Raw genomic sequence first — 19,971 nt, 5'->3', positions numbered from 1 at the left:
GCTGTTGTTATTGAACGCGATGCTGCAGCTTAAACATTGTACCACAATTAAAAACATAGATTATGTATTTGACTTCTGAAAAGAAAACAGAGTTTTTTGAAAAGTTTGGGAAAAATGCAACTGACACCGGTTCAGCTGAAGGTCAGATCGCTTTGTTCTCATTCCGTATCGCTCACCTGACAGAGCACTTGAAGAAAAACAAGAAAGACTACAGCACACAACGTGCATTGGTTAGCCTGGTAGGTAAGCGTCGTAACTTGTTAGACTACTTAGCCAAGAAAGATATCGAAAGATATCGTAGCATCGTAAAAGAGCTTGGTTTACGTCGATAAAATTTTACAATAAAAGGCAATATTCTTATTGCCTTTTATTATTTTTGATAGCCCCACCACCACACAAAAACAATTTTAATTGTTAAATTTTAGTTCAAAACTTTATGAGTCAAGCAATTATTAAGACAATTGACCTGGGCGACGGTCGTCAGATTACGATCGAAACCGGACGTCTGGCCCGACAGGCAGACGGGGCAGTTGTTGTAAAAATGGGCGGTACCATGTTGTTAGCAACAGTTGTATCGGCCAAAGAAGCCAAAGAAGATGTTGATTTTATGCCTGTATCGGTTGACTACCGCGAGAAATTCTCTGCTGCAGGCCGTTTCCCTGGTGGGTTCTTAAAACGTGAAGCTCGTCCTTCGGATGACGAAATTCTGATTGCACGTCTTGTTGACCGTGCACTGCGTCCCCTGTTCCCTGCTGACTACCACGCAGAAACAGCGGTGATGATTTCATTGATCTCGGTTGATGAAGAAGTTATGCCTGATGCATTAGCCGGTTTAGCTGCGTCTGCAGCCATCCAGGTATCTGATATCCCTTTTGAATGTCCGATTTCTGAAGTTCGTGTTGCCCGGATCAACGGTGAGTTCGTACTGAACCCAAGCGCAGCCCTTCTGAAAGAATCTGATATCGACATCATGGTTGGTGCTTCTTACGAGAACATCATGATGGTGGAAGGTGAAATGGATGAAGTGACCGAAGAAGATATGCTTGCTGCTATCAAATTCGCACACGATGCCATCCGCATTCACTGTAAAGCACAAGAAGAACTGGCTGCCGAAGTTGGTAAAGCCAAACGCGAATATTGCCACGAAGTTAACGACGAAGTATTGCGCGAAAAAGTACACGCTGATTTGTACGAAAAATGCTATGCCATCGCAACACAACGTATTGCCGACAAGCAATTGCGTATGTCTTCATTCAAAGAATTGGTTGACGAGTACATCGTTGCTTACGAAGAAGCCAATGCTGAAAACGAAGAAATTGATTTGGGCCAGCACATTAAGCTGATCAAAAAATATTACCACGATGTGGAAAAAGAAGCCATGCGTCGCATGATTCTGGACGAAGGTATCCGTTTGGATGGTCGTACCACAACTCAAATCCGTCCGATTTGGGGTGAAACCGACTACCTGCCGGGATCTCATGGTTCTTCAATCTTCACCCGTGGCGAAACTCAGTCATTGTCATCAGTGACTTTGGGTACCAAAATGGATGAAAAAATCATCGACGGTGTTACTGTTCAGGGAACTGAAAAATTCCTTTTGCACTACAACTTCCCTCCATTCTGTGTGGGCGAAGCAAAAACACCTCGTGGGTTGAGCCGTCGCGAAATTGGTCACGGTAACCTGGCTTACCGCGCACTGAAACGCATGATTCCTCAGGATTTCCCATACGTTGTTCGTGTGGTTTCTGACATCCTCGAATCAAACGGTTCTTCATCAATGGCAACGGTTTGCGCCGGTACAATGGCCATGATGGACGCTGGTATCCAAATGAAACGCCCGGTATCGGGTATCGCAATGGGTTTGATTACCGATAAAGGTAACACCAAATTCGCGATCCTTTCAGACATCCTTGGTGACGAAGACCACTTGGGGGACATGGACTTCAAAGTAACCGGTACCGAAAAAGGTATCACCGCTACCCAAATGGACATCAAAGTTGACGGTCTGTCATACGAAGTAATGTCGCAAGCTTTGTTGCAAGCAAAACAAGGCCGCGAACACATCATGGGCAAAATCCTTGAAGTGATCGACACACCTCGTTCTGAATACAAACCGAATGTACCTCGCGTTGAAACCGTGATTATTCCGAAAGAAATGATCGGACCAATCATTGGCCCTGGAGGTAAAAACATTCAGAAACTGCAGGAAGAAACAAAAACCACCATCGTTATCGAAGAGAAAGACGAAAAAGGTTATGTTGAAATTTCGGGCTTGAACAAAGATGCTTTGGAAGCTGCCAAAGAACGCATCAAGAAAATTATTGCTCTGCCTGAAAAAGGAGAAGTCTACAAAGGTAAAGTGAAGTCGATCACGACTTTCGGTGCCTTCATCGAGATTCTTCCTGGTAAAGAAGGTTTGTTGCACGTTTCCGAAATTGCCTGGGAACGCGTTCAAAATACAGAAGATGTATTGAAAGTTGGCGAAGAAGTTGAAGTGAAATTGTTGGACATCGATCGCGACAACAAACTGAAATTATCTCGCAAAGCCCTTCTGCCAAAACCGGAAGGTTATGTAGAACGTCCGGAACGCGAACGTCCTCCACGCCGTGAAGGCGGAGATCGTGGCGACCGTCGTGACAACCGCGACCGTGGTGATCGTCGTGACAATCGTGACCGCGGACCTCGCCGTGAAGGTGGAGATCGTCGTCCTCAGAGAAATGAAGAATAATTCAGTTTCATAAATAGAATAAAATGCCTGCTTTTGCGGGCATTTTTTTTGCCTTATTTTTGAATTCAATTTTGAACTAACAAAACAGGGAATGGAAAATTGGTACCCCGGATTTGAAAAGAAAGTAGTTGGCCAACTGCAAGGTGCGAAGGAACGCGATTTGCGTTTTTTCCGGGTCGAAGAATATCTGCGAAATGCCGAACGTATAGATGGTTTTGCACCGAAATGCCGCGAATGTTATTCCTATCGGAATGAAATGGAAAAGATGGCGGACGACGTTGTTACGGCGGTTCAAACACCTGGAAAAGAAAGACGTGAATTGGATCGGATTCAATCAGGCGTTAACGACCACATGCGGAAAGCGCACGGCTTCTACCCACCATATTATCATACGTATACACAATCGGCCTACTGGACATTGGGATTCATGCTCGCTGCATTCATGCTAACCTTTGCGTTCCCTTCCATCGAGAAAGTCGTTTTCTATTCGCCGGCTTTCGCCATCGGTGTTGTTACCGGCCAAATAATTGGCGGCCGAAAAGATCGAAAAATACGCGATTCCGAAAAAATTCTGTAATGATTCAAGATCCTGTTGTACATATGAAACTCATGTTACAACTTTTACGGATCAAGAATTTTACAGATGAAAAGATTAATCTACTTACTTACATTGACCCTTATGGCATCATGTAATCAGAAACTGAATTACCCGACAACCAAGAAGCAGGATATAACCGACGACTATTTTGGAACTGTCGTTGAAGACCCCTACCGCTGGTTGGAAAATGATACTGCACCCGAAACCGAAGAATGGGTTAAAGAGCAGAACGAAGTTACTTTTGGCTATTTAAGTAAGCTGCCTAACCGCGATAAAATCAGCCAGCAACTGACTGACTTTTTAAACTACGAGCGCATTGGCACACCTTCGAAAAAAGGAAACAAATATTTCTTCTTCAAAAACGACGGCTTGCAAAACCAAAGCGTTTTGTACATGACTGATTCACTGAACGGAGAAGCCAGCGTGTTACTCGACCCGAATCAATTGTCGGAAGATGGCACCATTGCCCTCTCGACCATGAAAATTTCGGACGACGCAAAGTACCTTGTTTACTCGATCGCACGCAGCGGGTCGGACTGGAACGAAGTTTTTGTAAAGGACATCGAAACCGGCAGATCTCTGGATGACCACCTCATGTGGGTGAAATTTTCGGGCCTTGCCTGGTACGATGGTGGCATTTTCTACAGTCGGTACGATGAGCCTGAAGCTGGCAGCGAGTTGTCGAAATTGAATGAATTTCAGAAAGTTTATTACCACAAGATAGGGACACCACAATCGGAAGACGTCCTTGTGAAAGAAGATCTCGAACATTCCAAGCGGATGTGGGGAGCTGGTATCACCGAGGACAAGCGTTTCCTGATACTATCATCCAGCGAAGGCACGAGTGGAAATGCCTTAATGGTGAAAGATCTTTCGAACCCTAAAAACGAGTTTGTTTCGTTGATGGAAAGTTACGAATACGACTTCGACCTTGTGGATAATATCGGCGATCAACTCTACATCAAAACAAATTATAAAGCTCCAAGATACCGCCTGGTCAAAATTGATTTTGCGCATCCCGCAGAAGAAAACTGGACCGAGATTTTACCGGAACAGGAAAATGTACTGGAATCAGCCTCGTTCCACGCCGGACAAATTGTAGCGCAATACATGAAAGATGCACACAATGTCGTTGAAGTGTATCATGCAGATGGAAAGCTTGACTATGAACTACAGCTTCCGGGAATCGGTACGGTTGGTGAATTCACGGGCGAAAAAGACGAAACAGAATCATTCTTCAGCTACACCTCGTTCAACACCCCGGGCGAAATCTACCAATACAACTACGAGACCAAGGAGATGAAGCTTTATTTCCGGCCGAAAGTTGGCTTCAACCCGGATGATTTCGTCGTGAAGCAAGCGTTTTACACGTCAAAAGACAGCACGAAAGTGCCAATGTTTATTGTACACAAAAAAGGTATTGAGCTGGATGGAAATAATCCAACATTGCTTTATGGCTACGGCGGTTTCAACATCAGCCTCACTCCGTCTTATTCTTCAACCCGAATGGTATTACTGGAGAACGGCGGCGTATTGGCTATTGCCAACCTGCGCGGCGGCGGCGAGTACGGTGAAGAATGGCACAAAGCCGGAACCAAACTGCAAAAGCAAAACGTGTTCGATGATTGTATAGCAGCAGCCGAATACCTGGTTACAACAAAATATACGAACCCGGATAAACTGGCTCTGATGGGCGGTTCGAACGGTGGACTACTGGTTGGCGCAGTTATCAACCAACGCCCCGACCTGTTCAAGGTTGCACTTCCTGCAGTTGGTGTGCTCGACATGTTGCGTTACCAGAACTTCACCATTGGCTGGGCCTGGGCTGGCGATTATGGCCGCAGTGACGATAGCGAGGAGATGTTCAAGTACCTCTACAACTATTCGCCATACCACAACATTAAAGCCAACACCAACTACCCGGCGATCCTGGTTACCACTGCCGATCACGATGATCGTGTTGTTCCGGCTCACTCTTTCAAATACGCTGCCCGCATGCAGGAACTGGCCAACAGCGAGTTGCCGGCTTTAATCCGGATTGACACTAAAGCGGGACACGGTGCCGGTAAGCCGACAACCAAAATCATTGAGGAATACACCGATGTTTGGTCGTTCACATTTTACCATTTAGGAATGAAAATCTAGCGGAAAAATTCGCTAAGTACTTTAATAAATGTATTTTTAGATCCCGGTAAATTTTTTGATGCCGGGATTTTTTTTGCATGGATATCAATTATTTGGTCATTGAAGGAAATATTGGTTCGGGGAAAACGACCCTGACAAAAATGATTTCGAAGAAGTTTGGAGCCCGAATGTTGCTCGAAGGTTTCGAGGACAACCCCTTTCTTCCGAAATTCTACGTGGAGCAGGATAAATACGCCTTCCCGTTGGAGATGTCATTTTTGGCCGATCGCTACAACCAATTGAACAAACATATCCGGGAATTCGAACTGTTCAGTTCCTTTTTGGTATCGGACTACTATTTTGTAAAAAGCCTCATTTTTGCGCAGAATACACTTCGCGAAGACGAGTACCAGCTCTACCAGCGCTTTTTCAGCATCATATACGACCGCATTCCAAAGCCCGACCTCTATGTTTTTCTCCATCAAACACCCGAAAACCTTTTAAAAAATATCCGTAAAAGAGGGCGGGATTACGAGCAGAATATCAGTGTGGAATATCTTTCTCAAATTGAGAAAGGATACTTCGCCTACTTCAAGCAAAACCCCGATTTTCCTATCTTGCTGATTGACACAAGCAACATCGACTTTGTCAATGATAGCAATGATTTCACAAAGATTCTTGGTACTATATTTGATGCAAAATATGCTCCGGGTATAAACCGGATAATATTAGGAGAATAGAGCCTTTATGTACGGATATATAATCGACAAAATTTGTATATTCGTGAGGGTTGAAAAGATTAATCTTTATAATAATGCTACAATGAAACATTTTAACTTTAAATCACTAGCTTCTGTTGCACTGGCATCGGTGGTTTTATCGAGCTGTGCGAGTCTTCAAAAAATGAAAAAGAATGCTGATGATATCAGCTTCAAAGTAACTCCTGAAGTTTTGGAAGAACACGGAGGTGACGTAGATGTTGCTATCGACGGTGTATTCCCTTCAAAGTATTTCAACAAAAAAGCAACAATCGTTGCCACACCGGTTTTGGTGTATGAAGGCGGAGAAACTGCCTACGAGCCTGTTACTGTACAGGGAGAAAAAGTGAGTGGAAACAATAAAGTGATCAGCTACACAAACGGCGGTAACTTTAGCTACAAAGACGGTGTTCCATATACTGCCGACATGAGAAAATCAGAGTTGGAAATCCGCATGACTGCCTCAAAAGGTGCTAAGAGCGTTGATTTCGAACCAATCAAAGTAGCCGACGGTGTTATTGCAACTCCTTCTTTAGTTGTTAACTTCCCGTTCCCAATCCTGGGTGTTCAACGTGAGAAAAACACAACCGGTGTTTACGATCCAAACATCGACCCATTCCAAAGAATCGTTCCTGACACATATACAACTGATATCAAATATTTGATCAACAGTGCTGTATTGAGAAACAGCGAGTTGAAAAAAGAAGATATCGAGAAATTGAAAGAATATACAAAAGATGCTTACGAAGCAGAACGCAAAGAGCTGAAAGGCGTGGAAGTATCTGCTTATGCATCACCTGACGGTGAACTTGAATTAAACACTAAACTGTCTGAAAGACGTGAAGGTACTTCAAGCAAATACGTTGAAAGCCAGCTGAAGAAAGCAAAAATCGAAGCTGAGTTGAAATCTAAATTTACTCCTGAAGACTGGGATGGTTTCAAAGAATTGATGGAAAAATCAGACATCCAGGATAAAGAATTGATTCTGCGCGTATTGTCTATGTATTCAGATCCTGAAGTTCGCGAACGTGAAATCAAAAACTTGTCTTCAGCTTTCACAGCTGTAGCTGATGATATTCTTCCACAACTTCGTCGTGCAAAAATTACTGCAAGTGTTGACTTGATTGGTAAAACTGACGAGGAAATTGCTGCCTTGGCTGCTACAGATCCTGCTTCATTGAACCCAGCAGAATTGTTGTACGCTGCAACATTGACAGACGACAAAAACAAACAATTGTCAATCTACAAATCTTTCACCGAAGTTTATCCAAACGACTGGAGAGGTTACAACAACGAAGGTATGGTATTGGCTCAGCAAATGAAATTTGCCGAAGCAAAACCATTGTTCGAAAAAGCTGAATCATTGGCTCCTAGCGAACCAATCATCAAAAACAACTTGGGTGCTTGCGCTTTGGTTGCCGGCGATGTTGCTAAAGCTGAAGAATTGTTCGGTGCTGCTTCTGGCGCAGGTCCTGAAGTAAACAACAACTTGGGTATCGTTGCAATCAAAAAAGGCGAATACGAAAAAGCAGCAAAATTGCTTGACGGTTCAAACACTCCTAACGAAGGTTTGGCTAAATTGATGGCAGGCGACAACACTGGTGCGTTGAAAGCATTGGAAAACTGCCCATGGGAAGGTTGCTACATGACTGAATACTTCAAAGCTGTAGTTGGTGCACGCACTGCTAAAGAAAACCTGATGTACGAAAGTCTGGAAAAAGCAGTATCAATGAATGCTGACTTGAAACCGACTATTGCAACTGACATGGAATTCGCGAAATATTTCGACGAACCACGTTTCCAGGAAATTGTAAAATAATCTCAACTTGAGAATTCCTGATCCGAACGGGTCAGAATAAGATTCAAAGGATGCAACCGCAAGGTTTGCATCCTTTCTTTTTTATAAAAGTGCAGCGCGCTGAGACGCAAAAATCGAAGTAAAATCGTCTAGCTTTAACGAACGTTGGCACTTCAACCAGCCAACTAGAAACTGCCTTAAACCAAGCCGAATTTGCGTATCTACCTGTTACATTCGCTAACCACGACAGATCGACATTGATACAAAATACATGGAATACTGCGATCCTCATCAACGAACGGGCAACAAAAAAGGCTGTCCAGAAGGACAGCCTCAATATCGAGTAAGAATGCTTTCTTAGTTAATCAGATCAAATCCACAGAATGGAGCCAATACTTCTGGTACTTTAATACCATCAGCAGTTTGGTTGTTTTCGAGCAATGCAGCTACGATACGTGGCAAAGCTAAAGCACTACCGTTCAACGTGTGTGCAATCACAGGTTTCTTAGTTTGCTCGTCGCGGTAACGCAGCTTCAAACGGTTTGCCTGGAACGACTCGAAGTTAGAAACAGAACTAACTTCCAACCATTTCTCCTGGGCAGCTGAATACACTTCGAAGTCGTAAGTCAAAGCCGAAGTGAAACTCATATCGCCGCCACACAAACGAAGAATGCGGTATGGCAAGCCCAGTTTTTTAACAAGTCCTTCAACGTGAGCCACCATTTCTTCCAAAATACCATAGCTGTTATCCGGGTGAGCGACCTGAACAATCTCTACTTTATCAAACTGGTGCAGACGGTTCAAACCACGAACGTCTTTACCGTACGAACCAGCTTCGCGACGGAAACAGGCACTGTACGCCGTATTTTTGATTGGCAATTCTTTCGCCTCAACAATCACATCACGATACAAGTTGGTTACCGGAACCTCCGCTGTTGGAATCAGGTAAAGGTTATCTTCGGTAACGTGGTACATCTGCCCTTCTTTATCAGGCAACTGTCCTGTACCAAACCCTGAATCCTCGTTCACCACCAGTGGTGGCATAATTTCGAGGTAACCAGCATCTTGCGCTTCATTCAGAAAGAAGTTGATCAAAGCGCGTTGCAAACGAGAACCTTTTCCTTTGTAAACAGGAAATCCGGCTCCTGTAATTTTCACACCCAATTCAAAATCAATCAGGTCATATTTTGAAGCCAGTTCCCAGTGGGGTAATTTGTGATCGCCCAACTCCGGAATTTCACCTCCTGTTTTCACAATCTCGTTGTCCTCAGCCGATTTACCGGCTGGAACAATCTCAGCTGGAATATTCGGCAATTGCACCTGCAGCGCAAATACCTGGCTGTCAATTTTAGCGAACTCATCATCCAGTTGCTTAATGCTGTCCTTAAGTTCCGAAGTACGTTCTTTGGCTGCATTTGCTTCAGCCTGTTTTCCGTCTTTGAATAACTGCCCGATTTCCTTCGAAAGCTTGTTCATTTCGGCTTTCGTCTGGTCGGCTTTAGCCTGAATTTCGTTTTTGGTTTTGTACAGATCGATGATTTGACCAACAATTTGGCTGGCATCGAAATTCTTCTTTTTCAATTTTTCAATAACCAAGTCCGGGTTTTCCTGGATAAATCGTAAGTTGAGCATAAGGCACAGATTTTTATTGTTGTCTTTGTTTCTTGCTTTCCGCCGTATCGTATTGTTTCAACAAAGACAAACTACGATAACTGCGATAACAATGAAAACGATAGCTTTTTTATTTTGCTTGGCAAATGTATAAAATAAAAATCTCCTGCCTCAAACAAGACAGGAGATTCTCTATACGTATTTTAATATCGTCTTAGTTTACTGCCTCAACGGGTTCAACAGAAACATACGATTTGTTGTCTCTTTTCTTTTTGAAAACAACAGTACCATCAATCAAGGCAAACAAAGTATGATCTTTACCGATCCCTACATTATTACCAGGATGATGAGCAGTACCACGCTGGCGTACCAAGATATTACCAGCTTTGCAAACCTGACCGCCGTAGATTTTTACGCCAAGTCGTTTACTTTCCGATTCGCGTCCGTTCTTCGAACTACCGACACCTTTCTTATGAGCCATGGTTAATTAATGTTTTTAGGGTTATCCAATAATTTCTTCAATCTGAATTTGAGTCAAGTACTGACGGTGACCGTTTTTCTTCTTGTAACTCTTACGACGTTTCTTTTTGAAAACAATCACTTTTTCACCTTTCAGGTGTTCCAATACTTTTGCTGTTACTTTTGCACCTTCAACAACCGGAGTACCAATTGCGATCGTACCATCGTTGTCAGTCAAAAGAACTTTTTCAAATTCTACAGTTTCGCCTTCAGCTGTTTCAAGGCGGTGAACAAACAATTTCTTGTCTTTTTCAACACGGAATTGTTGTCCTGCAATTTCTACAATAGCGTACATCAATTGAACGTTTAAAAATTTTGTCCGGAAGGCGGGATCTTTATTGATAAAATCCGCTTTTTGAGCCTACTCGAAACTTTCGGACTGCAAAAGTAGATATTTTTTGATGACTACCAAAGATTTAGATAGCTTTTTACAAAAGAATACTCTTTTTTAGACCTGTAAATCAGTTAAAGTCCAGCATCATTCAATTTACTGAAATATTGGCCATTAACAACTCATTAAGAAATCGATTTGGTACAAATGAACTTAGAATAGCCTTTTACAGGCCTGTAAACTTAAGGCAAATATGGATGGCTTTTCATTTTATTCCCTGAAACAATTGTTATATTTGTCTTACACATCCTCCGAGGCTTGATATTTTATGCATAAAATTCGTCTAAACATTTTAGGTCTGTCTGTTAGTCAAACGCAATCCGGTGCCTATGCATTGGTTTTGGCTGAAGAGACCGGTGATCGCAGAATTCCAATCATTATTGGACCGGTAGAAGCACAAGCAATTGCTATTCAGTTGGAAGGTTTGAAACCTCCACGCCCGTTAACCCACGATTTGTTTAAAAATATTGCTGTAGCTTTCGATATTAATATTTCAGAAGTCGTTATTTATAAACTGGAAGAAGGTATTTTCTTCTCGGAACTGGTTTGCGAAATGGGTTCCCAGGAGATTCGTATTGACTCCCGGACATCTGACGCTGTAGCCTTGGCGCTTCGCTTTAAATGCCCGATATACACCACAGAAGAGATTTTACGGAAAGCCGGTATCATCCTGGATCCCGAAACTCCGTCGGATGTAGAATTCGGACACGACACGGCTCCGAATTACAAACCCGAATCGGAGTTCGAGCGATACACGGTGAACGAACTCACCGACATGATGAACGAATCCATCAACAACGAAGATTACGAAAGAGCCTCCCGAATCAGAGACGAAATTAACCGCAGAAAAAAATAATTGCTGGCGTATGAAACAGCTCACCCTATTGCTGATGCTGCTGATAGTATCAATCAGCCCGATTTCGACATTCGCTTTTGCGACACCCCAATCCGATTCGATCAGCATTGCTGATTCAACAAACCAAACAACCACTGAGCAAGTAGTTGTTCAGAGTAAACAGGCTGAGACCCCGAAGTCAACGTCCAACATCCTCTTAAATCAAAAGCATGAAAGTTCTTTCAGCCTGATGACCGTTCTCCGGGGCCTGATTGGAATGCTGGTTCTGGTTGCCATTGGCTGGGTATTTTCGAAAGACCGCAAAAATATCCCCTGGAAAACCGTCGGTATCGGCTTAGCTTTTCAGATCGTACTGGCTATCAGCGTTTTGTACGTCCCATTCATCCGTATTGGATTTGAATTCTTCGGAAGGATCTTTGTCAAAATTCTCGATTTCACGAAAGTAGGCAGCGAGTTCTTATTTGGTTCACTGGCCGACAGTAGTAATTTCGGAATGATTTTCGCATTCCAGATTTTGCCGACTATTGTGTTCTTCTCCGCACTAACCAGCCTTTTATTTTATTGGGGAATTATCCAGCGTGTTGTTTGGGCAATGGCCTGGGTTTTCACACGCTTGCTAAAACTTTCCGGAGCTGAGTCTTTGTCAGTTGCCGGCAATATTTTCCTGGGGCAAACCGAGTCGCCTCTGATGATTAAAGCCTATTTGGCAAAGATGAACAACTCCGAGATTATGTTGGTCATGACCGGAGGGATGGCAACTTTGGCTGGTGGTGTTCTAGCGGCCTACATCGGTATGCTTGGTGGCAACGACCCGGTACTCAGGCTGGAATTTGCGAAACACCTGTTAACCGCATCGGTTATGGCTGCCCCGGCTGCTGTAATCTTCTCAAAGATATTGGTTCCAAATACAGAAGAAGTTAACCAAGACGTTGAAGTCAGCAAGGATAAAATCGGCAGCAACGTTCTGGATGCCATCACAAACGGGACAAGCGAAGGGTTGAAACTGGCAGTTAACGTTGCAGGGATGCTCCTCGCGTTCCTGGCTTTGATCGCCATGCTCAACTATATTTTTGGTTTAGTTGGATCACTCACCGGCTTGAACGGACTAATCGCCAGCGGAACCGACGGACGCTTCACATCACTGTCGCTGCAATTTTTGCTGGGCTATTTGTTTGCCCCGGTCATGTGGCTCATCGGTATTTGCCAGCAGGATATCATGCTTGTCGGCCGCTTGTTGGGTGAAAAGCTGATTCTAACAGAGTTCATCGGCTACATCAGCCTCTCGGATCTGAAATCAGCCGGATCATTCTTCGAATATAAATCAGTGATCATGTCGACTTACATTCTTTGTGGTTTTGCCAATTTCGCGTCTATCGGTATTCAAATCGGTGGAATTGGAGCATTGGCACCGGGGAAACGCGTTGTTTTGTCGAAATACGGAATGTACGCCTTGCTGGCAGGGACATTAGCCTCGTTGATGTCGGCGACGATCATTGGGATGATCCTGGGCTAATCGTCTATCCTTAAGTATTATATTGATAATATCAGACTTCTGATTCTTTATTATCCCGTGTTGATTCTTGAAATTCTGAGTTGACAGGCCATTGACGGCGTACACTCATCATAAGCCTGAGGTTACAAGAAACTTCATGTTTTTAAAATCTTAACATATTCGTTATATACTTCGTAATGGAGAGTAGTATTAATCAAAATCTCTCCGTTATGAAGCAAATCTCTTTTCTATTTCAGATTTTTCTGGTCTTCTTGCTTCTCTCCGGTTGTAATCAAAAACCCGAAATCGGATTATTAATGGATACAATTGCCAGGGAACGCTGGGTAAAAGACCGCGATGCTTTCGTTGAGAAAGTGGAGGAAAACAAAGGAACAGTCATTGTGAAAGTGGCTGATTCAAATCCCGATGTTCAGTTCCAGCAGGCTTTGGAACTAATCAACAATGATGTTGATGTGTTAGTCATTATCCCGGTTGACATGGTCGTTGCCGCAGGCATCGTGAAAATGGCTAAAAACAAAAATATCCCGGTAATCTCTTACGACCGCTTAATAAAGGATAGCGATATTGATTTCTATGTTTCCACCGACAACATAAAAGTTGGAGAGGAACAAGCCCAGTTTCTAACCACGGTGAGCCCAACCGGGAACTACGTTTTAATTGGCGGTCCAACTTCCGACAACAACTCCTACCAATTGTACTTGGGTTGGATGAATGTCCTTCAACCCATGATCGATAAAGGAGATATCAATGTAGTGGGGAGCAAATTCGTTTCTTCGTGGGAAGGCAATGACGGCTACAAAATGGTTAAGGAAATCCTGGATAGTGGCGAAACCGTCGATGCGATCATCGCAGGAAATGACGCGTTAGCCAGTGGCGCCATCCAAGCCTTGAAAGAAAAAGATTTGGCCGGCAAAGTTCTGGTTGCGGGTCAAGATGCCGACATAGGCGCTATTCGGAACATCATGCTGGGCGATCAAACGATCACCGTGTATAAACCAATTGAATCGCTGGCCTACAATGCCGCCGACGCAGCGATGAAACTGGCAAAAGGCAAAAATCCATCCGATAATATGAGTTTCACCGTCAACAACGGTCACCGACTTGTTCCGGCTATTCTGCTCGACGGGCAAGTTGTAAATAAACAAAACATTCGGATGACAGTCATTTCTGAAGGGTTTGTTGCAGAACAAGAGATATTTGAATAATACGATTATCCCGAAACCCTTCCTGAAGCGCGTAACTGAGTTGCGCGCTTCTTTTTTTGCTATATTGTCTCTATCTTGTCGCCTCGTTTGAGCGAAGAATTTAATTATTGAAATCACCGAATTATTATGAAGCAATATCTTGATTTACTGGACCATGTTCTGACTAACGGAACCGAAAAGAAAGACCGGACAGGAACAGGAACAATCAGTGTTTTTGGTCACCAGATGCGTTTTAATCTGGCAGAGGGCTTCCCTGTTTTAACGACCAAAAAATTACACCTGAAATCCATCATTCACGAATTGCTTTGGTTTTTAGCCGGTGATACCAACATTAAATACTTAACCGATAACGGTGTTCGAATTTGGAACGAATGGGCCGACGAAAACGGCGATTTGGGACACGTTTATGGTTATCAGTGGCGTTCGTGGCCAACGCCCGACGGTAAACACATTGACCAAATTACTGAAGTTGTTAATTCCATTAAGAATAATCCAAACTCACGCCGTCATATTGTGAGTGCCTGGAATGTGGGCGAAGTCGACCAAATGGCGCTTCCTCCCTGTCACCTGTTGTTCCAATTTTATGTTGCCGACGGAAAACTTTCGTGTCAGCTTTACCAGCGCAGTTGTGATGTGTTCCTCGGTGTTCCGTTCAATATTGCATCGTATGCATTGCTGACCTTGATGATGGCCCAGGTTTGTGATCTCGAACCCGGCGACTTTGTTTGGACCGGTGGTGATGTGCACATTTACCTCAACCACATGGAGCAAGTCAAACTGCAACTGACGCGCGACACCAAACCGCTTCCGCAATTGAAAATCAATCCGGAAGTAAAATCAATCTTTGATTTCAAATTCGAGGACTTCGAACTGGTTAATTACGATGCACACCCGCACATTCCGGGAAAAGTTTCAGTTTAGTGATGATTCAGGGCTTCACCTCAAGTGAAATCCTGAATGAATAGTAATGTGCTCACTTTCAGCTTTGATAAAAATGATTCACCAAAATATATCGATGATCGTTGCCATGGCTCAAAATGGTACTATTGGCAAGGATAACGATCTGCTTTTCCACCTGTCCGGCGACTTAAAGCGTTTTAAAACAATTACCACCGGCCATACGATTATTATGGGGCGCAAAACATTATTGTCGCTTCCCAAATGGCCACTCCCAAACCGCCGACACATCGTCATCAGCTCCGATCCAAATGCAGAATTTGAAGGATGCGAAACCGTTAACTCCATCGAGGAAGCCATCGCAAAGGTTGACGGCGAGGAAGAAGCATTCGTTATTGGAGGTGGTTCCATTTACGAGCAGTTTTATCCACTCTCGTCCAAACTGTATTTAACAACGGTGCATCAGAATTTTGAAGGCGACACCTATTTTAACATATTCAATGAGGACGATTGGATAGTCGAATCAAGGGAGGATCTGTTCGATGAGAAAAACAATTTCAACTATTCCTACATCAACCTCTCTCGCAAGAAATAACCTTAAAAGCAAGTATCTAAACTAATTAAAGTCAGGCCTTCCACTCATTCACTTAACTGTAATTTTTTCTTTGAATATTTTTCGATGAAGTGAGTACCGGTATTCACAGTAGCACATCTAATCTCACTCTAATTCTTCTATAACATAAAAAAATTAACAGATAAAGTACAACTTATCCTCCAAATTGTCGTTACTTCGTATGGATTTGCAATTTGATAAACTGAGTAACTATGAAAACCAATTTGCTTTTAATTCTTGTGATTTTATTGGCTGGGTGTCACAAAGAATTTGTAAGAGAGGAAGACGTAACAGAACAACCCGGATTGACCAGCGAAAATTTTGATGTTGCCTATGTGCTGAACGAGGTTAACCAACTATCCGAAGCCATTGAAGACAACATTGAGTTATTCTCGGCTACTGAAACCAGCAGCAGCTTTACGACAAAAGCTACACCCGTTTGCCCCGAGATTTCCGTTCAAACAGCTTCCGAGAGTTTATATCCATTGACAGTGACGATTGATTTCCAGGATGGTTGCAAAGGTAAGCGCGACAACGACATCAGCGGTTTACTCTACATTGCATTATCTTCCGCATGGGATACAGAAGGAGCAACGCACTCGGTTACTTTCGACGGATTTGAAATTGACGGAGTAGCGATAAGCGGAACACAAAGCATGACTTACGATGGCGTTAACAGCGGAGTTTACACATTTACAGTTACCTCAGACCTGACTTTTACCTGGTCAGACGGCTACTGGATCAACCGCAAAATGACGAAAACCCGCTCTTACATCGCCGGATTCGACACACCTTCTGATGCGACCGATAATATTATTCAGATAAGCGGAACAATTACTGACCTCACCTCTGAGGGAGAAACTTACACCATTACAACAACAACTCCTTTGACTGCCAATCTCGACTGCAGCTACTTCACAAGCGGTATTTTAAAGGTTAGCCAAAATAACGAGTTAGCTTTTACCCTGGACTACGGCGATGGCACCTGCGACAACAAAGCGACAATCAGCAAAGGCGATTACAGCCAGGACATCACATTGACGAAAACACGAAATGTGAACGCGAACTAAGAACACACTCGACAAACAAAAAGAGATACAAAAAGAAAGTCCGGCGAACACCGGACTTTTATATTTAGTAAAGTAACTTTCCTAGGTTGTCGAAACGTTTCTGGTAATCGTCCATCGCCTTCTTTATAACAGTGTAGGCTTCGGTGGTACCATAAAGGTGAGTAATTTCGGTATCCTTGTCCTTACCCGGCATATCCTTGTAAGTCAAAAAGTAGTGCTTTAGACGTTCAACTACAACGGCAGGAAGATCGGTTACATCTTTATAACCTTCGTACACCACATCGTTATTCAACACGGCAATGATTTTGTCGTCGGCCTCGTTACCGTCAATCATACGGAATCCACCAATTGGGCGTGCATGTACCAAAATATCACCGTGGGTGATATCCTTTTCTGTTAGTACACAAATATCGATTGGGTCACCATCTCCGCGAATACCGGTTTTGCCGGTTTTTTCCATACAATACTCACCTACCGAGTCGCCACAAAAAGTTTGTGGAATGAAACCATACAAAGCCGGAACAACGTTCGAATATTTTTGAGGTCGGTCGAGTCGCAAATAGCCACTGTCTTTATCGATTTCATACTTTACTGTATCAGTTGGCACCACCTCGATAAAGGCAACTACTTTTTCCGGCGCATGCGTACCAATTGAAACACCATGCCAAGGATGCGACTTGTAACGAAGCCCCATCAACCGACCGATTGGATCAGACAATCTATCTACCATAACTTTTTGTTTATAACTTAAATGTGTAACCGAACTGGCAGTAAAAAGTTTTTGTCAGTCACACGAATTTTTCAAATTTACGAAAAAGATGCTGCTCAGCATGTTTCATTACTGTAAATTGAACGAAATTTCTTTGATTGCCCTAAACAAGCCTCATCAATACTTCGGGAAACCAGCACTATTTCTCGGCTACGACAATTTTTTTAGTAAACGTATTTCCGCTGTCATCTATCAAATTCAGACTATGTTCTCCGGGCTCCGGATTAATTGGCATCTGGTGATCTCCGGAAGTTTGCCCCAGGTATTTATCATCCAAATGCCAAAAAATAATGGCATCGGGCGACGAATGAGCTGCTTCCAGAATAACCTGTCCGGGCTTTCCATCAAGTTGCACCGGCACAAACACCTTGTTGTTCTCCCTCGGGTAAATCATCTCGATAACCGCCTGTGTTTCCTCCGTACATCCAGGCTTAAATGGCGGTAATAGCCGGTACATCAAATTCCGACGTTTGTAATACCATTCCATTACAGGGGGTAGCACAAACCATTTCTCATGAATCATTTCATCAACCGGGTAGCAATTGGTCGTCACCTGCCAGCTTCCTGTTGGATCGAGGTGAACCATCCGGTGAAAAGGACAAGCGGCACTACCCAAGCCTTTCGGCGTTACCCAAATGGTATCAGCCTGCTCACAATAGGCGCCCAACCGATAGCCACTTTCGTGACAAACGGGGATCTGCACCATCTCATCAACCGGTTGGGTAAACCAGCGGGATGCCGGCAAAAGGTTGAAAACATCGAACATCAAAGGTGCAGCTGCCGAAGTCCCTGTTAAACCGGGGCGGCCTTCACCATCCGCGTTTCCGCACCACACCGCAACCAGGTAATTTCGATCCACACCAACCGCCCAGCCATCTCGAAAACCAAAGCTGGTACCGGTTTTCCAGGCTACCTGGCGCGATGAAGAAAAAGACTGCCACCCCGACTCTTCGTCGGGTCGATTAACTTTTAAAAGGGCTTCAAAAGTTAACCAGGCAGCAGCCAGCGAAATTGGCTTTTTCGAAATCTCAGTTTCGGAATGGTTCTGCGGCGTGTATTCCGGCGCTCTGAAATCATCTTCGAAAATCACACCGTCCTGCTCCTCGTAATGGACAAGCATCCGGGCCAGCGAGGAATAAGCGCCAGCCAGATCCCAAAGCTTCACCTCGGCCCCTCCCAGTATGAGCGATAATCCGTAATGACTAGCCGGTTTGTCCAGGCTTGAAAAATGAAGCTCACGCAACAAACTGTAGAAACGCTCAACGCCGTAATCACGAAGCATCCGCACAGCAGGTATATTCAGCGACTTCGATAAGGCCATCGACGCCGGAACTGCACCTTCGAATTGCAGGTTAAAATTTTGAGGACTGAAGCCGCCAATTTGCGTTGGAATATCCGGAATCAATGTCTGCGGTAAAATGAGCCCATCATCCTGCATTGCGGCATACAAAAAGGGTTTGAGAATACTACCGGAACTTCGGGGTGATGTAATCACATCTACCTGCTCCCCGTGCTGTCCGTCGCCGCGATCAGGTGAATTGCCGACGTACGCCAGCACCTCTCCTTTCTCAACATTCAATACCAAAACGGCAGCATTGTGAACCTCGTTGGCTCGCAAATTAACCAGGTGTTGGCGAACCACATCATTCACATGTTGCTGCAACTGGCGATCAACTGTTGTTTGGATCCGCTCGCCCGGATGTTCTTCCAAAGCACGATTGAGCAGATGAGGAGCCGTTTGCGGAATAGCATAAACCTGCATCGGAAGCGGCTCCAGTTTAGCCAAATTTAGTGTTGTTTCGTCGAGTTGCCCTCGTTTGAAAAGAAGATCAAGCAGTCGGTTTCGCTTTTGCGCCAACAACTCATTTCGCTTACCTGGATAAATCAGCGAAGGCGCATTCGGCAGCACAGCCAGGGTCGCCGACTCAGCCCACGAAAGATCAGCCGCATTACGACCAAAGTACCTCCAGGCTGCGGCATCCAACCCAACCACATTTCCACCAAAGGGAGCATTGGAAACATACATGCGCAAAAGCTCTTCTTTGGAATAAGACAATTCTGCCCGAACAGCAAGCGACAACTCGATCAGCTTTTGCCAAATCGTGCGTTCCTTTCCTTTACGCGACAGGCGAATCAACTGCATGGTGATCGTACTTCCCCCCGAAACCACACGCCCGTTACGAATATTTTGTACCAAAGCCCTTGTCAGCGAGACAGGATTAAAACCGGGATGACGATAAAAATGACGATCCTCAAAAGCGAGCACACAGGCTTTATATTTTTCGGGAACGGCTTCGACTTCGGGGAAACGCCATTGGCCGTCGGTCGCAATATGAGCTCCCAGTAATTCACCATTCCGGCTTTCGATGACTGTTGAAGTGGGGGCGGAAAACAAAGGTGAAGGCAGGCTAAACCACCAAAAGAGAAAAGCTGCCATAAAAATGACAGCTCCAATCCAATATTTCGGTTTTACTCGTTTCAATGCTCCAATCATAAATTCACGTTCAACAAAAAGTCACTC

At 44.1% G+C, this 19,971-nt stretch carries 17 protein-coding genes; 12 read left to right on the top strand and 5 right to left on the bottom strand.

What is annotated here, in order from left to right:
- Positions 1–62: 62 nt before the first annotated feature.
- The 6 genes from rpsO (at position 63) to BC643_RS15365 (ending at position 8,027) form a co-directional block, all read left to right on the top strand.
- Positions 63–332, top strand: a complete 270-nt coding sequence (rpsO, locus tag BC643_RS15390; protein WP_120273926.1) for a 30S ribosomal protein S15 — start codon at positions 63–65, stop codon at positions 330–332.
- Between the two features lie 104 nt (positions 333–436).
- Complete coding sequence (pnp, locus tag BC643_RS15385) at positions 437–2,728, top strand: polyribonucleotide nucleotidyltransferase (RefSeq protein WP_120273925.1); 2,292 nt, start codon at positions 437–439, stop codon at positions 2,726–2,728.
- A 91-nt stretch (positions 2,729–2,819) separates the two neighbouring features.
- Positions 2,820–3,305: a hypothetical protein gene (locus BC643_RS15380; RefSeq protein WP_120273924.1), complete on the top strand. Its 486-nt coding sequence runs from the start codon at positions 2,820–2,822 to the stop codon at positions 3,303–3,305.
- Between the two features lie 66 nt (positions 3,306–3,371).
- Positions 3,372–5,471: a prolyl oligopeptidase family serine peptidase gene (locus tag BC643_RS15375; RefSeq protein WP_120273923.1), complete on the top strand. Its 2,100-nt coding sequence runs from the start codon at positions 3,372–3,374 to the stop codon at positions 5,469–5,471.
- 77 nt (positions 5,472–5,548) lie between these two features.
- Complete coding sequence (locus BC643_RS15370; protein WP_120273922.1) at positions 5,549–6,190, top strand: deoxynucleoside kinase; 642 nt, start codon at positions 5,549–5,551, stop codon at positions 6,188–6,190.
- Between the two features lie 163 nt (positions 6,191–6,353).
- On the top strand, positions 6,354–8,027 hold the full coding sequence (locus BC643_RS15365) for a tetratricopeptide repeat protein (protein WP_245994983.1): 1,674 nt from the start codon (positions 6,354–6,356) through the stop codon (positions 8,025–8,027).
- Positions 8,028–8,363: 336 nt separating this feature from the next.
- On the opposite strand, the gene serS is transcribed toward BC643_RS15365, so the two are convergent.
- The 3 genes from serS to rplU form a co-directional block, all read right to left on the bottom strand.
- Positions 8,364–9,638, bottom strand: coding sequence for a serine--tRNA ligase (gene serS, locus BC643_RS15360; protein ID WP_120273920.1), 1,275 nt, complete (start codon positions 9,636–9,638; stop codon positions 8,364–8,366).
- Positions 9,639–9,831: 193 nt separating this feature from the next.
- Positions 9,832–10,098: a 50S ribosomal protein L27 gene (rpmA, locus tag BC643_RS15355; protein WP_120273919.1), complete on the bottom strand. Its 267-nt coding sequence runs from the start codon at positions 10,096–10,098 to the stop codon at positions 9,832–9,834.
- A gap of 21 nt (positions 10,099–10,119) precedes the next feature.
- Positions 10,120–10,431, bottom strand: a complete 312-nt coding sequence (gene rplU, locus BC643_RS15350; RefSeq protein ID WP_120273918.1) for a 50S ribosomal protein L21 — start codon at positions 10,429–10,431, stop codon at positions 10,120–10,122.
- Between the two features lie 364 nt (positions 10,432–10,795).
- Here rplU and BC643_RS15345 point away from each other — a divergent pair, with 364 nt between their 5' ends.
- From BC643_RS15345 to BC643_RS15320, 6 genes are all read left to right on the top strand, one after another.
- The gene (locus tag BC643_RS15345) at positions 10,796–11,383 is read left to right on the top strand and encodes a bifunctional nuclease family protein (RefSeq protein ID WP_120273917.1); all 588 of its coding nucleotides are present in this window, start codon (positions 10,796–10,798) and stop codon (positions 11,381–11,383) included.
- A gap of 10 nt (positions 11,384–11,393) precedes the next feature.
- Positions 11,394–12,896: a NupC/NupG family nucleoside CNT transporter gene (locus BC643_RS15340; protein ID WP_120273916.1), complete on the top strand. Its 1,503-nt coding sequence runs from the start codon at positions 11,394–11,396 to the stop codon at positions 12,894–12,896.
- A 296-nt stretch (positions 12,897–13,192) separates the two neighbouring features.
- Positions 13,193–14,101: a substrate-binding domain-containing protein gene (locus BC643_RS15335; RefSeq protein ID WP_245994981.1), complete on the top strand. Its 909-nt coding sequence runs from the start codon at positions 13,193–13,195 to the stop codon at positions 14,099–14,101.
- Between the two features lie 126 nt (positions 14,102–14,227).
- Entirely contained in the window at positions 14,228–15,022 is a 795-nt protein-coding gene (locus BC643_RS15330) for a thymidylate synthase (protein ID WP_120273915.1), read from the top strand.
- A gap of 73 nt (positions 15,023–15,095) precedes the next feature.
- On the top strand, positions 15,096–15,593 hold the full coding sequence (locus BC643_RS15325) for a dihydrofolate reductase (RefSeq protein WP_211338068.1): 498 nt from the start codon (positions 15,096–15,098) through the stop codon (positions 15,591–15,593).
- A 230-nt stretch (positions 15,594–15,823) separates the two neighbouring features.
- Positions 15,824–16,681 (top strand): hypothetical protein, encoded by an 858-nt coding sequence (locus BC643_RS15320; RefSeq protein ID WP_120273913.1) that lies wholly within the window; start codon positions 15,824–15,826, stop codon positions 16,679–16,681.
- A 64-nt stretch (positions 16,682–16,745) separates the two neighbouring features.
- On the opposite strand, the gene BC643_RS15315 is transcribed toward BC643_RS15320, so the two are convergent.
- Complete coding sequence (locus BC643_RS15315) at positions 16,746–17,411, bottom strand: inorganic pyrophosphatase (protein ID WP_120273912.1); 666 nt, start codon at positions 17,409–17,411, stop codon at positions 16,746–16,748.
- A gap of 178 nt (positions 17,412–17,589) precedes the next feature.
- Positions 17,590–19,944, bottom strand: a complete 2,355-nt coding sequence (pbpC, locus tag BC643_RS15310; protein ID WP_120273911.1) for a penicillin-binding protein 1C — start codon at positions 19,942–19,944, stop codon at positions 17,590–17,592.
- Positions 19,945–19,971 lie beyond the last annotated feature (27 nt).

Source organism: Mangrovibacterium diazotrophicum (assembly GCF_003610535.1).
Taxonomy (GTDB): domain Bacteria; phylum Bacteroidota; class Bacteroidia; order Bacteroidales; family Prolixibacteraceae; genus Mangrovibacterium; species Mangrovibacterium diazotrophicum.
This window is presented reverse-complemented; position numbering and strand designations above follow the sequence as displayed.

Coding starts and splice junctions, on each gene's coding strand:
- BC643_RS15380 (WP_120273924.1), top strand. CDS start 2,820: ATGGAAAATTGGTACCCCGGATTTGAAAAGAAAGTAGTTGGCCAACTG.
- BC643_RS15315 (WP_120273912.1), bottom strand. CDS start 17,411: ATGGTAGATAGATTGTCTGATCCAATCGGTCGGTTGATGGGGCTTCGT.
- BC643_RS15320 (WP_120273913.1), top strand. CDS start 15,824: ATGAAAACCAATTTGCTTTTAATTCTTGTGATTTTATTGGCTGGGTGT.
- pbpC (WP_120273911.1), bottom strand. CDS start 19,944: ATGATTGGAGCATTGAAACGAGTAAAACCGAAATATTGGATTGGAGCT.
- rplU (WP_120273918.1), bottom strand. CDS start 10,431: ATGTACGCTATTGTAGAAATTGCAGGACAACAATTCCGTGTTGAAAAA.
- rpsO (WP_120273926.1), top strand. CDS start 63: ATGTATTTGACTTCTGAAAAGAAAACAGAGTTTTTTGAAAAGTTTGGG.
- BC643_RS15365 (WP_245994983.1), top strand. CDS start 6,354: ATGAAAAAGAATGCTGATGATATCAGCTTCAAAGTAACTCCTGAAGTT.
- BC643_RS15370 (WP_120273922.1), top strand. CDS start 5,549: ATGGATATCAATTATTTGGTCATTGAAGGAAATATTGGTTCGGGGAAA.
- pnp (WP_120273925.1), top strand. CDS start 437: ATGAGTCAAGCAATTATTAAGACAATTGACCTGGGCGACGGTCGTCAG.
- BC643_RS15375 (WP_120273923.1), top strand. CDS start 3,372: ATGAAAAGATTAATCTACTTACTTACATTGACCCTTATGGCATCATGT.
- BC643_RS15325 (WP_211338068.1), top strand. CDS start 15,096: ATGATTCACCAAAATATATCGATGATCGTTGCCATGGCTCAAAATGGT.
- rpmA (WP_120273919.1), bottom strand. CDS start 10,098: ATGGCTCATAAGAAAGGTGTCGGTAGTTCGAAGAACGGACGCGAATCG.
- BC643_RS15345 (WP_120273917.1), top strand. CDS start 10,796: ATGCATAAAATTCGTCTAAACATTTTAGGTCTGTCTGTTAGTCAAACG.
- BC643_RS15335 (WP_245994981.1), top strand. CDS start 13,193: ATGGATACAATTGCCAGGGAACGCTGGGTAAAAGACCGCGATGCTTTC.
- BC643_RS15340 (WP_120273916.1), top strand. CDS start 11,394: ATGAAACAGCTCACCCTATTGCTGATGCTGCTGATAGTATCAATCAGC.
- BC643_RS15330 (WP_120273915.1), top strand. CDS start 14,228: ATGAAGCAATATCTTGATTTACTGGACCATGTTCTGACTAACGGAACC.
- serS (WP_120273920.1), bottom strand. CDS start 9,638: ATGCTCAACTTACGATTTATCCAGGAAAACCCGGACTTGGTTATTGAA.